Below are 16,868 nucleotides of genomic sequence, written 5' to 3'. Positions count from 1 at the left end.
AGTTTACTTTAAGAACAAGCTAAAAACTCACAAAAAGGAAGCCATTTTCACTATACCATTTCACTCATAGTAATTCCGATGTGTAGCATTACTTGTCTTTCAGGCTTTCAAAAGTCTCTTTGATTTTTGGGATCATTTCTTTATCGCTAAACATCTCTGAACTTTTAATGATTATGGTTTTCTCTGATTCTAATAGCTCTATTATTTCAGCTTCAATCTTATCCATTACAGGCTTCAATATAATTAAGTCTCTTTCCACTCTACTTCTAATATCCGCAATAGTGGCAAAACCCTCATGCACTTTAGGAAATAACACATTGATTTTGAAGCTTATTTCCTCTTTTGCCCCTTTGATTAAGGAGTAATCACCATGCATAAAAAGTTCGCTTGAGTCTAGTAAATATTTTAAAACTTCACCAATCAACTGTTCTTTAGTTGCATAATGTTCAGGGTAATACTTCTGATGCAATTTTTCTGGAAGCGTCTCGCTCACTAGTGCTCGACTACAACGTCGAGAAAGATACATAGTAACAACGTTTACGCTAAAGGGATGAATTATATTATTGAGTAAAAGCTTATTTGTGACTTCCTTGAGAGTAAGTTCCGTTATTTTACTGCTCAAATAACTAAATAGTTTTTTGTTCATAAACAATGAAACATTGGACATAAGTTGGAATAATTCACCAAACTCATCATTTTTAAAAGACTTGAGGAATTCTATGTCGTAGCCGTATAAGTCAAATGTCCCAAAGTTAGTTCTCTTTTCTGAACCAATAGACTTTATTCTTTTTTGTAAATGCTTTATATCTATATCGGATTGATCAGCAAAACCATACCCCTCTAATATCCTTGTCATATCTTCTTTGAAAGCATCTCTGTCAATGACTTGTATCACATCAAAAAAGTTCTGGAGTATATTTGGTTTACATTGAATACGAAAAGATAAGTCTACTTGATCATATACTTCGACTGTTGTTAGCTTTAATAAGGATTCAATTGCTTCATACGGTTCTTTGCCCACGTAGCCTTCAAATGACGTATACTCATTGACAACTTCCTTTATGTAACCTTTAATTTTACCCTCTTTAATATCGTTTAATACCTCTTTACTAAACTGATTAGTTAGTTTGATTGCAGGTTCAGTAAGTGATTTAGACACGTAAAAAAGATATTTGATCTTATTTCCGCTAAAAAGGCTTTCATCAATAGTTAGATGCAAAAGAAACTTTATTAACTCTTTCAAAAGTGCAGGTTTAGTTATGTTAGATTTGTATTTCTTACACTGAACAATAGCAACAACTTCATCATTATAGTAAATCACACAGTCTCTACCTCTTTCTCCGACACCTTGCATGAGAGATATGTTGTCATATTCACTATGCTCATTATTAGCTATTTCTTCTTTAATTAATTGATAGGTAAGTATTTCGAAGTCTCTATCGCTTAACTCACATAGTGGCAAATCTCGGCTGCTTGCATTCGTTGCATGTGGTCGATATCTTGATTCAATTTCATTATCGATTTGTTCATCACTAACGGTGTTATACATTTGAATTCTCTTTGTTGTGTAAGTTTGCTAGCTGCGTTAGAAGTATTTACCAATGGTTAACCCAGCCCATGTAGTGGGCTTAGACCGTGAGTCCTTTAATGTTTAAACTCCTTATCATAGAATACCATATAGTGGCCAATTTCAAGTGATGCTGCACAAAATGAGGCTGTAGTGGTGGATTAAAACTTGTCGCTAGTTTTATGTGAACGGAATGCTTTGTCATAACTCTAGTTATCCAAGAACTCACAGCATGTGCGAATTCGTTACTAGCTTTTGTCCAAAAATGCGCTTGAGCGACCGTCGGCTTTGAGCTTAAAGCAGACCTTAGCAGCGACTTTAATACTTTAGCTAAGCGTACAAAGCAGACCTAATTTAAGCGTGGACTTATCTGAAAAAATGGACAACTTCTCCACCATAGCCGTCGTTTACATTTGAAATATTATCAATCACTTTGTACGCAAAATGGAACTTTAATAAACTATAAAAAGCACAGTTTACATTTTATAGTTTATTAACCTGGCCATTATTTTTAGTCTTTTTAAACCCAATTTATCCAAAGCTGTAACTTTTATGCAATAAAACTAAGTAACAAATATACAGCTAATACTACGGCAACCCACATAGCCATACTACCCGTTGGATAATCTCGTGACAGTAAAATACTCAGTCGGTCATTTTTTCCAGCAAAATAACCTAAGTAAGTCGTTAATCTCAATTTAACCGCATCTCTTATTGCACGGTCTACTCGCCAGATGACACTAAACGCATTCTGTAAAGCACTTGGAATTGCACGACGATAAAACCAATCAAAATCTAAAACCGTTGAGCGTAGTTCAGGTGGATACATGCCTTTGAGATTAAGCCAAACAAAAGCCAATGCAGAGAAAAACAGTAACTGTGTTTGTGCCAACACATGCGTTGCGTCATATGGGTTATAACCTGTGTCATAAGGTAACAACGAATATAATGCTTGCGGGTAAATACCAATGGCAATACAAAGCGCTGCGGCAATTGCCATCGCCAACAACATATTGTTGGGTGGATCAGTTGCTCGGATACCTGAATCATGAGCAAAGAAGGCAAAGTATGGGATCTTAATGCCTGCATGATGAAAAACACCCGCCGAAGCAAACAATAACATTAGCCATACCCAGTCAAAGCCTTCCTCAAGCGCGGCAGTCATCACCATTGATTTACTAACAAAACCACTAAATAAAGGAAAAGCGGAAATAGAAGCAGCCCCGACGATACACAGAATCGTGGTTTTGGGCATAGTTTTATATAATCCCCCTAGATCAGAGCCATTTATCCGCCCAGTCATGTGCAGTACTGCCCCCATAGACATAAACAGCAAGCCTTTAAAAATGACATCATTAAAGGCATGAGCTACGGCTCCATTGATTGCAAGCGCAGTACCTATGCCAATACCAACAACCATAAAGCCCACTTGGTTTATCAAGCTATAAGCCAAGACTCGGCGTAAGTCATTTTCAATTACGGCAAAAAATATAGGGAAACACGTCATGGCCGCGCCAATATAGACTAAAATCTCAGCTCCTGGGTAGGCCCTAGCCAGCGCATAAACTGCAATTTTTGTGGTAAATGCACTAAGAAAAACAGTACCTGTTACGGTCGCCTCTGGGTAAGCGTCCGTTAGCCAGTTATGCGCAAAAGGAAACGCACATTTAATACCAAAAGCAATAAAAATAAGCCAACCAGCAATACTGTCTAAGCCAATATAGCCAAATGCTAAGCTATTATTTTCAGCGGCATAAAAAAGTGCGCCAGCCAGTAATATAACACCGGAAAGCACTTGAATAATGAGATAGCGCATCGCCGCATCATAGGCACGCTGAGTTCTGCGAGCCAAAATCAGAAATACCGAGGTAAACGCGAGTAATTCCCAGAAAATAAATAAAGTTAATAAGTCCCCTGCAAATACAGCACCTAAAGCACTTCCTGCATATAACATTGCAGCGACTTGTTGCAAGGTATCGCGAAGGTGCAACGAATAAATAATGCCAATTAGCGCTGCAATGTGAAAAACATAGCCAAACATTAAACTTAGTTTATCGACACGGTAAGGAATAAGTTGGTAATCAAAAAAGGCAAATTGTAAATGAACACCTTCTGGCATCATCCAAAGGTGCAGCGCGCTCAATATTGGAACAGCTAGCATTATTGCACTACGCAGCATACCGCGAGTAAATAACAGCATGAGTGCACCGATAAAAAAAGGAACAAAAGGCGGAAGATCAATCATCCACATGACAAGCTCCTTTTTCGTTTATCGCATTTTTACTCAGCGCCTTTTTGTTAAGCGAATCGGGACTAACAGATTCGATTGAACGGCTGTCATAGTAGTCTTCCGAACGCATCAACAGTTTACGCATCCAAGTTGCAACAAGCACCAAAACCACACAGCCAACAAATCCATAGATTGGGTAAAAAGCCCACAAACTATCCCATTCATGCATAGTATGGCGATGAATAACGAAGTCCAATATGACCAGTACAACACAACAAAGATAAAATATATTGAGCAATCTCTTTATATTTTTTGGATCATCAAATAGGTATTTTCTCTCATCTTTCATGAACTATTCCCTACCAGTCAATACTGCTGAAGCCAACTCAAATAATGGTTGGGGGTAAACAAATAAGGTTAAACAACCTAACGTGGTGACAACAATCGCTATTAATGAAGGCAAAGGTGCTTCCTTTATGTCAAAAATCGGCAATCTATTTTCCAAGCTTTTGGTACTACTAGCAGAGGCATTAAAGCGGCTAAGTTTTGGAAAAAATGCATGAAAAGAAATAGGTAATAAGTAAGCAATATTAAGTAACGAGCTCAACATTAAAATTACCATCAGTACAAACTGTTCAGTTTCTATGGTGCCCATCATTAAATACCATTTGCTCCATGTTCCACCGGTAGGAGGAACCCCGATAATACTCAGGCTAGCAATAAAGAATGCGCCCATCGTTATTGGCATTTTTAGACCAATACCACGCATGTCACTAATTTTTGATTTATGTAAGGTCACTAGAATGGCACCAGCACAAAAGAACAAGGTTATTTTGCCAAAAGCATGCATAGCGATATGCATAGAGCTACCGATAACCCCTGATGATGTTGCTAATAGCGCACCTATAGTTACGTAACCTAACTGACTAATTGTTGAGTATGCTAGCCGTGCTTTGAGGTTGTCTTGGCGCATGGCAATGATAGAAGCGAGTAATACCGAAGCGCCAGCCAAATAAAGCAGAAATTGTGTCGTTGGTAACACCGCTAATAAATCTAAACCGAAGATAAAGACACAGACTTTAAGTACGGTGAATACTCCAGCTTTTACTACGGCAACCGCATGCAATAATGAACTTACTGGCGTGGGTGCAACCATTGCAGCAGGTAACCAGCGATGAAAAGGCATAATCGCCGCCTTACCAATACCAAAAATAAATAAAACTAATAGCATACCAGTCAGCACTTTATCTACGTCGTCAGTAAATATACCGCCCGGTGTAAAATCTAATGTCCCTGCAACAAACCAAGTGATGACAATTGCCAGCAAAAAGAAAACAATCGAGGTAGTCAACAAAATACCAAGGTAAGTACGACCACCTTTTTTCGCTTTTTCAGTACCTGCGTGAGTAACCAAAGGATAAGTAGAAAGCGTTAATACCTCATAGAAAATAAACAGAGTGAAAAGGTTCGCTGAAAAAGCCAGCCCCATCACCGCGCCAATAGCGATGGCAAAACAGGCATAGAAACGCGTTTGATTCTTTTCATGGTGGCTGCGCATATAACCAATGGCATAACACGTTGTCACCAACCAAAGAAAACTAGCAATTAACGCGAACAACATGCCCAGTGGTTCAATATCAAAGCTAATAGATAAACCGGGTAAAAGCTCCCACCAGAAAACACTGATAGATTCACCCGCTAATACACCTTGATATAAATTAACGACTAAAAATATTAATATTAAACAAGATGCAATTGTTACACTTTCTCGAAGGTTAGGATATTTTCCTGTTACAACAATCGCAAAAGTCGACAACAAAGGTATAACAATCGTGAGTTGCAGCATTAACGCTAAGGTAATATTCATAATGCTACTCCAAATAAACTCTGAGCAGCGGCTTCCGCTACCCCAACACTAAGTCGAGTATCTATACCAAAATAAATATTGGCGATGACAAGTACCCATATGGGGATAAGAAAACTCATAGGCGCTTCTTTAATGGTTGAGTTTTTGTTAAGCGGTTCTTTGAAATAAGCCACTTCGACAATACGCCAAACATAAATAACCGCCAACATCGATCCTAAAAGAATAAGCACAGCAATAGGCCACCAACCTTGTTCGATTAACGCCATCAGTAAATACCACTTGCTGACAAAGCCAACGGTTAATGGCACACCTATTAAACTTAATCCACCAATAACTATCGCCGCCATGGTCAGTGGCATTTGACGACCTAAACCGCGAAGATTATTAAGTTCAACGTTACCTACTCGATAAATAACCGCCGCTAAGGCTAAAAATATTGCACCTTTCATTAACGCGTGATTAAACATGTGCAATAAGGTTGCCGTTAACCCTGTTACGGTACTCAAACTAAACCCAACAATCATATATCCTATTTGAGCGATACTTGAATAGGCAAAAAGCTGCTTAACGTTATTTTGGTAAATTGCCGAGGTTGAAGCGACAAAAATACCAACTAGGCCAAGCGCCATGAATATTGTCTGCAACGGAATATGCGTAAAAGAAAATGAGAAGCCAAAAACTGAAAAGGTAAACCTGATCAGTAAATAGACAGCGACTTTGGTTGCCGTTGCGGCAAAAAATGCGGTCACAATTGATGGTGCATAGGTGTATGCATTAGGTAACCACAAATGTAGTGGAAACATCGCTAACTTTAAACATACACCAACAATCACAAAGGCAAACGCAGCAAGTACAGTGCGTGACTGTTCAACTTCAGGTAAACGTTGTGACAAATCATGCATATTCAGCGTACCGGTCATTTGATACATCAAGCCAATGCCAATCAAAATAAACGTGGCTCCTATGGTTCCCATGATCAAATATTGATATGAAGCCCAAAGCGCTTGTCTTTTATTACCCATACCGATCAAAGCATAAGCAGATAACGATGATATTTCTAAAAAAACAAAAACATTAAAGGCATCGCCTGTCGCAACAATACCCAACATACCGGTTAGCGATAATAGATACAAAACGTAAAAAAAAATGTGTTTATCTTTCGGTATTTCTTTTTCAAGACTGGTTTGAGCTGCAAATAAAACAACAGTACTTATGCCTGAAATAATTAACAGTAAAAACGCATTGAGTTTGTCAATTCGATACTCTATTCCCCATGGGGCTTGCCAACCACCCAGCTCGTAGCTGATCACGCCTGATGCCATCACTTGTTGCAATAACAAAATACTGACAGCAAATGCCAAGCCACTTGCAATAATTGAAAAAAGCCATACCAGTTGAGTACGCTTTAACATTAAACAGATAGGTGCCGCCATAAGTGGAATAATCACCTGCAAAATAGGTAGGTGTGCTATCACGCTTCTTTCTCCAAGTTACTTTCTGACAAGGCTTGATTATCTTGTTGCTGAATTTCGTCTTCTTCAATTGAGCCGTAAGCTTCTTTTATACGAACGACTAATGACAAACCTAAAGCCGTGGTAGCAATACCAACCACAATGGCAGTAAGAATAAGCACATGAGGTAAAGGATTAGAATATTGCGTAATGCCATCAGCTAAAATAGGTGCAGTTCCTCCTTCAACTTTAGCCATGCTGATATAAAAAATGAATACGGAGGTTTGAAAAACGGCGAGCCCAACAATTTTCTTTATTAAGTTGCCTTGAGCAATCACGATATATAAACCACTCATCATCAGGGTGATAACAACCCAGTGATTAAAAAGATCCATTAACATTACGATGGCTCCTGATTTTGCACGCGTTCTTTTTGTTGATGTAATTCTTGACGCCCTGCAAAGTTGAAAAAGATAATAATCATCACTGAAGCAACCGTACAACCAACGCCCCATTCAATTAACAAAATACCTAAATGTTGACCCGCAATAGGATCACTAGCTAGTACATTGTAATCAAAGAAATTTCCACCGCTCATTAAAGAGACAATACCAACACTGCCATAAAGCAACACACCAATAGCGGCAATAAGTTGAATAAATGTTTGGTTGATTACCTTGCGGGCGGTACTTAAACCAAATAGCATCGCATATAAAATAGTCGCGGCAGCGAAAATCACGCCCGCTTGGAACCCGCCTCCAGGGCCAAAGTCACCATGAAATTGCACATAAAGCGCAAATAAGAAAATAAAAGGGATCAGCATTTTGGCCACAATACGAATAACCAGATGCTGCTCATGCATAGAGTCATTGATTGATGAAATTTCTTCTTCGCTTTCTTTACGACGAGCAACCGATAGCAATGTTAGTACCCCTATACCCGCAGTGAATATAACCACTACCTCACCAAAAGTGTCGAATGCTCTATAACTCGCAAGCACCGAGGTTACAATATTAGGTACACCAATCTCTGCCATTGAATCATTGATATATCGAGGTGCTACATGCTTGTGAATTGGCGCATCTACAGCACCAATATGTGGCATATCTAAAGTACCGTAAATCAGTAAACCGCCTGTAACCAATACAATAAATAACGCCGAAAATGGTTTATGTCGATTAGCTTTCTCTTTTCGGCCAGTCATCGCAATAACAACCAACATCAATAAAGTTGAAATACCTGCGCCAACAGCAGCTTCAGTAAATGCAACATCAACCGCATCCATAACAATAAAGAAGCTTGCAGATATAAGTCCATAAATACCTAAAAGCATAACCACTGCAAACAGGTCTTTCATGCGAATTATCGCAAAGGCAACAATAACCAATAAGGTAAGTAAAATAATATTAATTAAGGGTTCGATGACGACGTCTCCTTAGCATTATTTTTTTCATGATTGTTTAAAGTTTTGGGCATTAAACCATTATGATAAGCGGCTTTAGCTAAGACATGACTGGTTGTAGGGCCAATCAATAAGGTTAAAAGCAGCACCAGAACTAACTTAGAGAACACTAAAAGATCAGTACTAATTATCATTAGCCCTATTAGAATCATACCAGCGCCCAACGTATCGGTAACACCAGCGGCATGCATACGGGTATAAAAGTCAGGAAAACGTAAAAGGCCAATACCGCCAGAAAAACATAAGAAACTACCAACCAGTAAAAAAAAGCCACTGCTAATTGTTATGATTATATCCATTTAGTCCTCCTTCTCGACCGGATCTTCTAACGTCGGTGAATGTTTAAATTGGTGAGTGTCGGAATACCGTAATACGCCAATAACACTGATAAAGTTAATCAATGCATATACAATAGCGATGTCCAAAAATTCAGGTCGCCCCATAACAAAACCTAATAAAGCGATCAAGAGCACCGTTTTTGTTCCAAACATGTTGACCGCCAAAATACGGTCGTACAAGGTTGGTCCAACAATACCTCGAATGATTGCTAAGAGCATGGTGATAAAAATAGCGAGCGTTGCAGCAAATAACATTAGCGTTCCAACATAGTTACACGGCGATCCATTTCACCTGTTTCTAATGATTCAACATCCTTCAACAGCAAAGCATGCACGATAATTTCGTCGTCAACCAGATCTATTGCCACAGTACCAGGCGTTAACGTAATAGAATTGGCGTATATCACTTTTCCCATATCAGTTTGTTGAGTGATTTTAATTTTCTTTAGCGTGGGCGAAATACTCTCGCCGCTTAACCAAATATGTTTAACCACAGTAATATTAGCTTGGACAATTTCTTTGATAAGCCAGCCAAAATAACCAAATATATTGCGCTTTAAATGTATCGGTTGGGATTCCTGATCAACAACATCCATTTTATTCGCTATGACTAAAACCAACGTGATAGACACGAAGCCAAGAAATAAAATTAACAGCGAATAATGACCTGAATTAAGCAGCCAAAATGCTGACAATGTAATAAACAAGCTGACTGTATGTTTCATAAACCCTCAATAATAACCATTTTAATAACATTGTTTTGTTAAGAGAAAAGATGATTAATCACCCTTTACAATGAAAGCTTTCGTGAAAGACTCCGTGCCGCTTTTTGGATAACACGATCAATAACGAAGTACAGATCAGCTTGCGTTTCTTCAGTGACTATATTTGGCATGCGATAAAGTGACAGTGTAAGCGTGCAATGTTTTTCGGTTTTGCCGTTTGGGCCAATATTCTCAGATACAATGAAAGTAATAGACGAGATATATGCCGCCATTTTTGATAGTGCAAGCCTAAGTTTACGTTGAATATCTTCTTCCATTGACTGGTCAACCTCACTCAAACAATTTTGAATGTCTATTTTCATTGCTTAATTACTTTGTCCAGACGAACATGCGGTTGTTAATGTATTTATCAGAAAAGAATTAAGCTGCTTTACTGAAAGAAATGTACTAGCTAAATCATTAGAGAGGCTTTCAATAATAAGCATTTTTAACTCATCTACTGTTATACATGAATGACTTAACGGTTTGCGCTGTGCTAGCCGTCCAACTCTATTAGCATAAGCTCTTTCTACTAATGTAGAGGTTTCTTTATTGTTTTCTTCAATGTTTGAAACACTGGCATTACCAGCATTTAATAGACCATTAAAAAAACCTTTAATGTACATGACACACGGCAACGTTTTAGCGTTATCGTGTGTTGTTTGAAAAGCATTACATGAGCTAAGTAAGTATTTATCAGTATTAATCCCATTTACTTCAGTCGCTAGCGAAGAAAAAGACAAAAGTGATGTTAACAATACAATAGCAAAACAACGAACTTTTGCTCTACTTGTAATAAAAGCAGACTGAGTAACAATCAAAAGTATAGAGCGATTTTTACGATGTTTCATAATTTTCCAATCAAATAAGTTACGAATACCATATTGTTATAGCGCACTTGTTGTTGGTGGTAAATTCGAATATTGTTTACATTATCATCGAATAAAACTGATAAAAAACCATGAGCCCTTTAAATTATAATCACCTGTATTATTTCTATGTCGTCGCTACTGAAGGTAGCATTACCAAAGCAAGTACAAGATTAAACCTAACCTCGCAAACGATAAGTGGCCAAATAACTGGCTTTGAAGCGCAAATCGGTATCAACTTATTTGAACGAAAAGGTAAGAAATTATCTTTGTCTGAAATGGGAGTGCTTATTTATAGCTACGCCGAAGAAATTTTTCAGCTGGGAGATGAAGTAAAAAATATTTTAAAAAGAAAACAACCAGAAATATGGCATACATTCACTGTTGGCATAACCGACGTTATACCGAAAGTATTGGCACACGAGTTACTAGCACCAGTACTGAAAATGAGTGAGCCTGTTCGCTTAATTTGCGTTGAAGGAGATCAGGACCATTTATTAACAGATTTATCGGTCAATAAAATTGATTGCATTTTAACCGACCAACCACTTGAGTTAGGTAGTCATGTAAAAGCATACAATCATTTACTCACTGAAAGTGGGTTTACTTTTTTTGCAGCTCAAACTTTACTGAAAAATTGCCACGAAGAGTTTCCACAATGTTTAGCAAACTTTCCTTGGCTTATGCAAAGCAAAAAATCGGCGATGAGAGCTCGTTTATCATCATGGTTAGAAAAAAACAATTTTACGCCAAATGTTGTCGCTGAATTTGATGATAGCGCATTAATGAAGTCTTTCGGCCAAACAGGTTTTGGGGCGTTTAGTAGTCCAACGATTATCGAAGAATACGTGGCAGAAAAATATGGCGTTAAAATTTTAGGTCGAACTGACGAATTCAAAGAACCTTATTATATTATTTCTCCGGAGCGAAGATTAAAGCATCCGGCGATTCTTGAAATTGTTAATGCGGCTAGCACGTAATGGTGCTGTTTACTTTGCCGCTTAATTAAACTTTCTCGATAAAAAAATTACCTTTTAGCATTTACTTTGCCACCTAAGCTTTTGATTCACTTGAACATCAAGCACTCATTATCCAGAGTTCAGGTTAGGTATAACAAGCTAATTAATAACAATAAAAAAGTTGGCTGTTTCGTTTTTCAACATTTTAGCCAACAATTTTTTGCTCATTACCTGGGCGCTGGTACTTAGGAGTCTATGCGTATGAAGCAGATACTGAGAAATTAAAACAACACTCCCCTTCATAAACTACAAACGGCAACTAATTCGCATTAGTCTCTAGGTTATCAACGGCGTAATCCGCTATATTAATGGGTGTATTAACTTCAATGTAGTGTTTAAGTACTTCAGCATCAGTTTTATTGGTAGCGACATAAGCTTGATGATCAGTCAACGTTGGATATCCGTCTCCGCCAGAGGCATTATAAGCATTAATACTCATGCGATAGGTTTTATTTAACTCAATAGGTTGCCCCTTGATTTTAACATGCGCTATTTCGCCATCTTGCCAATTAAAGCTAATATTTTTATATTGTAAATAGGCACCAGAATCTGGTGGAAATTTAGCGATAACGGAAAAATAATCCACTATTTGCTGACCACTTAAGTCAATATAACTAATGAGATTATTAAATGGATGTACTTTTAAAACATCTTTATAACTAATATCACCGGCTTGAATACTATCGCGAATTCCTCCGCCACTAATAATGCCAAAATCAGCCTCTACGGCAGTCATTTGTGCGCTAATAATTAAGCTAGCAAGGTTGACTTGCTGCAAACGTACTTTGTTTCGATCGCCTTCAAGCTTACCATTTGTATAGCCCACGTTACCTAAAACTTGTTTTTCACCTCGTTGTTGATAAGGTAATAACAACGCTTTTAATGCTTGGTTAGGCTCAATATATTCATTAGCCAACTGCTTCAAACGCTCACCATCACTTCCCAATTTATATAAATTAACAGGTAACAGTGCATAGTTAAGTAAAGTCAGTTGCCCATCTTCTAGCTTGAATTCAGCTTTACCTACATATTTTCCCCATTCATGTGCTTGCATGATCCAAGTGCCATTTTGATGATCTGGGCGGCAAGGTTTACCAGGAGAAAATGTTACATCTACTGTGTTTTTTTCAGCCATACAAACAGGTTCTTGGCTATGCCCTCCGACAACAATATCGAGTGCTCCTTTAGGTAATGAACGAGCAAGCGTAATATCACCTGCAGCGTTTACACCATGGTTAGCATCAACGTAATGCCCCATATGTGTTACCGCAATGGTAATATCTGGTTGATGTTTTTGTTGTATTTCTGACAGCAAAGAGGCTGCAATAGCTTCAGGCTTTTTGAATGCTAAACTCCCAACATGTTTTGGGTTAGCAATTTTTGCGGTATCAGTTGTTGTAAAACCAATAACGGCAATGGTTAAGTTATTTTTCTTTATTATTGTATATGGCTGATAACGAGGCTTATTGGTTAATTTGTCAAAAATATTAGCAGATAAAAAAGGAAAGTTTGCCCATGATTGCTGTGTATCAAGTATTTCAAGCGAGTTATCAAATTCGTGATTACCAATAGCCATGGCATCATAACCTATTTCAGACATTCCTTTAAAATCAGGCTCTGCGAATTGTAAATCAGACTCCGGTACGCCCGTATTTATATCGCCACCCGAAAGTAATAATAATGAATGACCTTTTGCTTTTGCTTCCCCACGTAATTGGTCAATCAATGTTTTACGGGCTGCCATGCCATATTCACCATGTTTATTGTGCCAAAATCGACCATGATTATCGTTAGTATGAAGTACGGTTAAGTAACTTACTTCTTTTTGTAAAATCGGCTGGCTACACGCTGAAATAAAAACCAGTAGCATTGAGGAAATAAATATACGCATAATTCAACTTATTTGGCTATAACCGGTAAGGGTTAGGGAAAATTTAGTTGGCTAAAATATTGGGGGGCAAAAACTAGAGTAAACTCAATATAAAACTCGGACAGCCAACAGAGTCCAAAGCAAAGCTATTTTATTATGAATCGCAAAAATTATCAAAATGAAATTAAAGCTGGTGTCATTACAGGAAAATATATTTCTTTTAGTATTAATAATCCTTAAGAAAAGCCTATTTGAGCTCTACCTTGATGAGGAATTTTATAAAATTAACGACAATTATTTTCTCCTCTAAGCTTTATTTGCCGCCAAGAACAGCTACTACAATAATGCTTACTATTTGTCAGTATTCACACTTAATATTTATAAGAAAGCATCAACCTCGGCTTGAGTTAAGTAACGCCATTCACCTAGCGATAAATTGGCTAACTTTATCGGACCTATTTGCTCGCGATGTAAACCAACAACTTTGTTACCCACGGCGGCAAACATACGTTTAACTTGATGGTATTTACCTTCGGTAATAGTCAAGAGTACTTCACGTTCATCCACTTGCTGTAATTTTGCAGGGCGAGTTAAATCATCTTCACCTTGCAGCTGCACACCCTGAACAAACTTTTCTTCGGTATCGGTTTTTAATGGATCACGTAACCAGACACGATAAACTTTTTCACACTGTTTTTTCGGTGAAATAATATTATGTGACCAACGACCATCATCTGTTATTAACACTAATCCGGTAGTATCAGCATCTAAACGCCCAGCAATGTGCATATCAAAAGCTCGATCAACATCAACTAGGTGCAATAATGACGGATAAATTTCATCAACATTCGAACAAATGGTATCTACTGGTTTATGCAAAATAATATAGCGAGAACTGCGTGCAGTTAGCGTTTCGCTTTCAATGCAAATAGTATTATTTTCATGTACTTGAGTTGCAGGATCTTTCACTATGAGGTCATTTACCGTGACTTTGCCGATTTTAAGTAGTTTTTTCGCTTCACTGCGGGTAAGTTCGGTGCTTTTACAAATAAATTTATCGAGGCGCATAGTCAGTTCTGTGGTTAATAGCTAATAGAAAAAAGGCGACGCTATTATCGCCATTTAAACAGTTTTAGCAAGGCTATAACGCTCAAGCATCAGAAAAATACCAATACCCTGCAGTAAGTTGTTGGGTAATAAAGTCGATAAAATCATTATTGTTCAACCAAGGCTCTAGCTGCTCAGTGTTTACAACAACTTGATCACACATCAACTGTACGATTGGCGAAATTTTTGCTGGGAAGCTCACCGCTTTACCATCAATATAGCAAAGTCCTTGTGATAACGTTTCTGGAAAATAAAACGCTCTCAATCCACCTAGGCGCATTAAATTGTGCTCGGTCATCGCACAGGTAACATGTTCAGATTCAATCAGTTCATTATGGGCTTGCAAATCAAGCTCATGCTTGGCTTGAGTATAAAAACTGCCAATAAAATCACGCAGCGAATCGTCATCTTGAGTGAGTGATGTTATTTGTTGTTTTATCTTAGCAAAGTCTGCATGATTGATTGCGCCACTATGTTGAGTTACTTGTCGTTCTGGATCAGAAATTAACTCCCCACCTTGCTCATGATCAATTAAATGATCAGCAAGGCCGCTCAATAAGCTCACCGCAGACTGGGCACGAAAACCAACCGAGAAACTCAAACTGGTTGCTAAAGTTATACCTTCATGGGGAAATCCTGGTGGAATATATAAAATATCGCCAGGTGCTAACTCAACATCAATCATTGCTTCAAAAGGTTCAACATGTAATAAAGCAGGGTGAGCAGCATATTCTCGGTGCAGGCCTTTATCACCCACACGCCAATGACGCTTGCCAGAGCCTTGGCAAATAAAAACATCATACCAATCAATATGTGGACCAACGCCACCACCTGGGGTGGCAAAACTCACCATTAAGTCATCTAAGCGCCATTGAGGAATAAAGCGAAACGGCTCGATCATTTGTGCCGCCTCTTCCGACCAATGATCAAGCGCTTGCACGACTAACGACCAGTCTTTGTCACCTAAATGTTGATAGGAGTCGAACGGGCCAAACTGTGCTTGCCATTGTGCAGCTGTTTTATAAACTAATCGCGACTCTACCTCTTCTTCACATGCCAAACCTGCTATTTCATCGGCACTGATCGGGTCTTGAAAGTTTTTAAACCCTTGACGAATAAGTAACGGCTTTTTTTGCCAGTACTTGGTTAAAAACTCTTGTGAATTAAACGCTTCAGCGTTCAGTTGATACATGGAATAACCTTTTAGCAATGCTATGTTTGATGTTAATAACAGTGAGTAAAAGCACAAGATAATAGCTGTACGTAAAATCGTAATACTGCTGCACGTAACTTACGGCTATTTCAGCTTACTTTAGCTTAGTTATGACCTAGCCATAAACGGGTTATGCGCAGAGCCTTAAGCAACTGACATACCGGCAATTTTATGCCAATAACCATTACACTCTTCGACCCCGTCTAACGGGTATTTCTCTGCTTGTACTAACTGTTTGCCAAATCGATCAAGCATAGTAAATGCTTGTTCACTATCAGCGCTAATACGCGCAATATCAACGCCAATACTAGCCATTTCAGGTACTTCATTAACTAAGTTATATTGATAACCAGACATGGTTTGGATGCCATTTAAAATAAATACTCGCTCGCCTTCACGGCTATTCATTTTTCGCCCTTGCGGGTAATTAATACAACAATACTGGCAATCATCTTTGGGTCGATCCTCTGAACGAGCAGTAAAGCATCGAGCAGAGTACGCTAATGGCATATATCCCCAAGCGAATACTTCACATTCAAATTGCTTGCGAATATTTTCTTGCTCGGCTTGCTGCAATAAGGTTTTTAACCAATCTCCTGAAAGCTCAACCGGCATCACCCAACGACTCATACCTTGTTTAATTAATACTTTTAACGTTGCTATGTTGTAGCAATTGATGGCAGGCCCGGCAACAAAGGGCAGTTGCTGCTCATGCATCATTTGTACGGCACTTAAATCATTAGCTTCAATTAATAACTCTCCGTTGGCGCACAGCCGGCGTAAAGTTTGGATTTCTGCCGGTGATTCCAACAAGGTCATGGTTGAAAGAACGATTTGCTTGTTACTGTTACTCGCAAGTTCCTTCGCAAGGTTTATCCAGTCTTTCGCACGTAATTCACGGCGCTTTGAGCAGACAGTTTCACCTAAATAGATAATATCGGCTTTACTGGTTAATGCTTGCTGGTAATACGCTTCAACATCGTTTTTTGGCCAAAAAAACAAACTCGGACCAAGAGAAAATTTCATAAACACTTCCAATTATTATTTGCCAAATACCGGCTAAGCCGTCGAAATATCACGCTAAACGTTTGCGCACTCACTTTTCTCGGTA

General features: G+C 38.4%; 17 protein-coding genes. 1 reads left to right on the top strand and 16 read right to left on the bottom strand.

Annotation, left to right across the window (positions count from 1 at the left end; genetic code table 11):
- Positions 1-88 precede the first annotated feature (88 nt).
- From B0169_RS14110 to B0169_RS14055, 12 genes are all read right to left on the bottom strand, one after another.
- Positions 89-1,549 (bottom strand): hypothetical protein, encoded by a 1,461-nt coding sequence (locus B0169_RS14110; RefSeq protein ID WP_077286853.1) that lies wholly within the window; start codon positions 1,547-1,549, stop codon positions 89-91.
- Positions 1,550-2,117: 568 nt separating this feature from the next.
- The gene (locus tag B0169_RS14105; protein ID WP_077286851.1) at positions 2,118-3,818 is read right to left on the bottom strand and encodes a Na(+)/H(+) antiporter subunit D; all 1,701 of its coding nucleotides are present in this window, start codon (positions 3,816-3,818) and stop codon (positions 2,118-2,120) included.
- Positions 3,805-4,146: a hypothetical protein gene (locus B0169_RS14100; protein ID WP_077286849.1), complete on the bottom strand. Its 342-nt coding sequence runs from the start codon at positions 4,144-4,146 to the stop codon at positions 3,805-3,807. Before B0169_RS14100 ends, B0169_RS14105 begins: the two co-directional genes overlap by 14 nt.
- A gap of 3 nt (positions 4,147-4,149) precedes the next feature.
- Positions 4,150-5,664, bottom strand: coding sequence for a monovalent cation/H+ antiporter subunit D family protein (locus tag B0169_RS14095; protein WP_077286847.1), 1,515 nt, complete (start codon positions 5,662-5,664; stop codon positions 4,150-4,152).
- The gene (locus B0169_RS14090) at positions 5,661-7,139 is read right to left on the bottom strand and encodes a monovalent cation/H+ antiporter subunit D family protein (RefSeq protein WP_077286845.1); all 1,479 of its coding nucleotides are present in this window, start codon (positions 7,137-7,139) and stop codon (positions 5,661-5,663) included. The genes B0169_RS14095 and B0169_RS14090 overlap by 4 nt, the downstream gene beginning before the upstream one ends.
- Positions 7,136-7,516 carry a cation:proton antiporter subunit C gene (locus tag B0169_RS14085; RefSeq protein WP_077286843.1) on the bottom strand — a complete coding sequence of 127 codons (381 nt, stop codon included), beginning with the start codon at positions 7,514-7,516 and terminating at the stop codon, positions 7,136-7,138. The genes B0169_RS14090 and B0169_RS14085 overlap by 4 nt, the downstream gene beginning before the upstream one ends.
- A complete protein-coding gene (locus B0169_RS14080) occupies positions 7,516-8,502 on the bottom strand; it encodes a Na(+)/H(+) antiporter subunit B (RefSeq protein ID WP_268875727.1) in 987 nt (328 codons plus the stop codon). Before B0169_RS14080 ends, B0169_RS14085 begins: the two co-directional genes overlap by 1 nt.
- A 23-nt stretch (positions 8,503-8,525) precedes the next feature.
- Entirely contained in the window at positions 8,526-8,876 is a 351-nt protein-coding gene (mnhG, locus tag B0169_RS14075) for a monovalent cation/H(+) antiporter subunit G (protein WP_077286839.1), read from the bottom strand.
- Positions 8,877-9,170, bottom strand: a complete 294-nt coding sequence (locus tag B0169_RS14070; protein WP_077286837.1) for a monovalent cation/H+ antiporter complex subunit F — start codon at positions 9,168-9,170, stop codon at positions 8,877-8,879.
- Positions 9,170-9,640 (bottom strand): Na+/H+ antiporter subunit E, encoded by a 471-nt coding sequence (locus B0169_RS14065; protein ID WP_077286835.1) that lies wholly within the window; start codon positions 9,638-9,640, stop codon positions 9,170-9,172. The genes B0169_RS14070 and B0169_RS14065 overlap by 1 nt, the downstream gene beginning before the upstream one ends.
- A 65-nt stretch (positions 9,641-9,705) precedes the next feature.
- Entirely contained in the window at positions 9,706-10,002 is a 297-nt protein-coding gene (locus tag B0169_RS14060; protein ID WP_077286833.1) for an HPF/RaiA family ribosome-associated protein, read from the bottom strand.
- Between the two features lie 3 nt (positions 10,003-10,005).
- A complete protein-coding gene (locus B0169_RS14055; RefSeq protein ID WP_077286831.1) occupies positions 10,006-10,530 on the bottom strand; it encodes a hypothetical protein in 525 nt (174 codons plus the stop codon).
- 110 nt (positions 10,531-10,640) lie between these two features.
- On the opposite strand from B0169_RS14055, the gene nhaR reads away from it, so the two are divergent.
- On the top strand, positions 10,641-11,528 hold the full coding sequence (nhaR, locus tag B0169_RS14050) for a transcriptional activator NhaR (RefSeq protein WP_077286829.1): 888 nt from the start codon (positions 10,641-10,643) through the stop codon (positions 11,526-11,528).
- Between the two features lie 298 nt (positions 11,529-11,826).
- On the opposite strand, the gene ushA is transcribed toward nhaR, so the two are convergent.
- The 4 genes from ushA to B0169_RS14030 all read right to left on the bottom strand — a co-directional run bounded on the left by ushA (position 11,827) and on the right by B0169_RS14030 (position 16,783).
- Entirely contained in the window at positions 11,827-13,458 is a 1,632-nt protein-coding gene (gene ushA, locus B0169_RS14045) for a bifunctional UDP-sugar hydrolase/5'-nucleotidase UshA (RefSeq protein WP_077286827.1), read from the bottom strand.
- Positions 13,459-13,815: 357 nt separating this feature from the next.
- Positions 13,816-14,505 (bottom strand): pseudouridine synthase, encoded by a 690-nt coding sequence (locus B0169_RS14040; RefSeq protein ID WP_077286825.1) that lies wholly within the window; start codon positions 14,503-14,505, stop codon positions 13,816-13,818.
- 82 nt (positions 14,506-14,587) lie between these two features.
- On the bottom strand, positions 14,588-15,736 hold the full coding sequence (locus B0169_RS14035) for a cupin domain-containing protein (RefSeq protein ID WP_077286823.1): 1,149 nt from the start codon (positions 15,734-15,736) through the stop codon (positions 14,588-14,590).
- Between the two features lie 165 nt (positions 15,737-15,901).
- Positions 15,902-16,783: a U32 family peptidase gene (locus tag B0169_RS14030; RefSeq protein ID WP_077286821.1), complete on the bottom strand. Its 882-nt coding sequence runs from the start codon at positions 16,781-16,783 to the stop codon at positions 15,902-15,904.
- Positions 16,784-16,868 lie beyond the last annotated feature (85 nt).

The sequence above is a fragment of the Cognaticolwellia aestuarii genome (assembly GCF_002000025.1).
Taxonomy (GTDB): domain Bacteria; phylum Pseudomonadota; class Gammaproteobacteria; order Enterobacterales; family Alteromonadaceae; genus Cognaticolwellia; species Cognaticolwellia aestuarii.
This window is presented reverse-complemented; position numbering and strand designations above follow the sequence as displayed.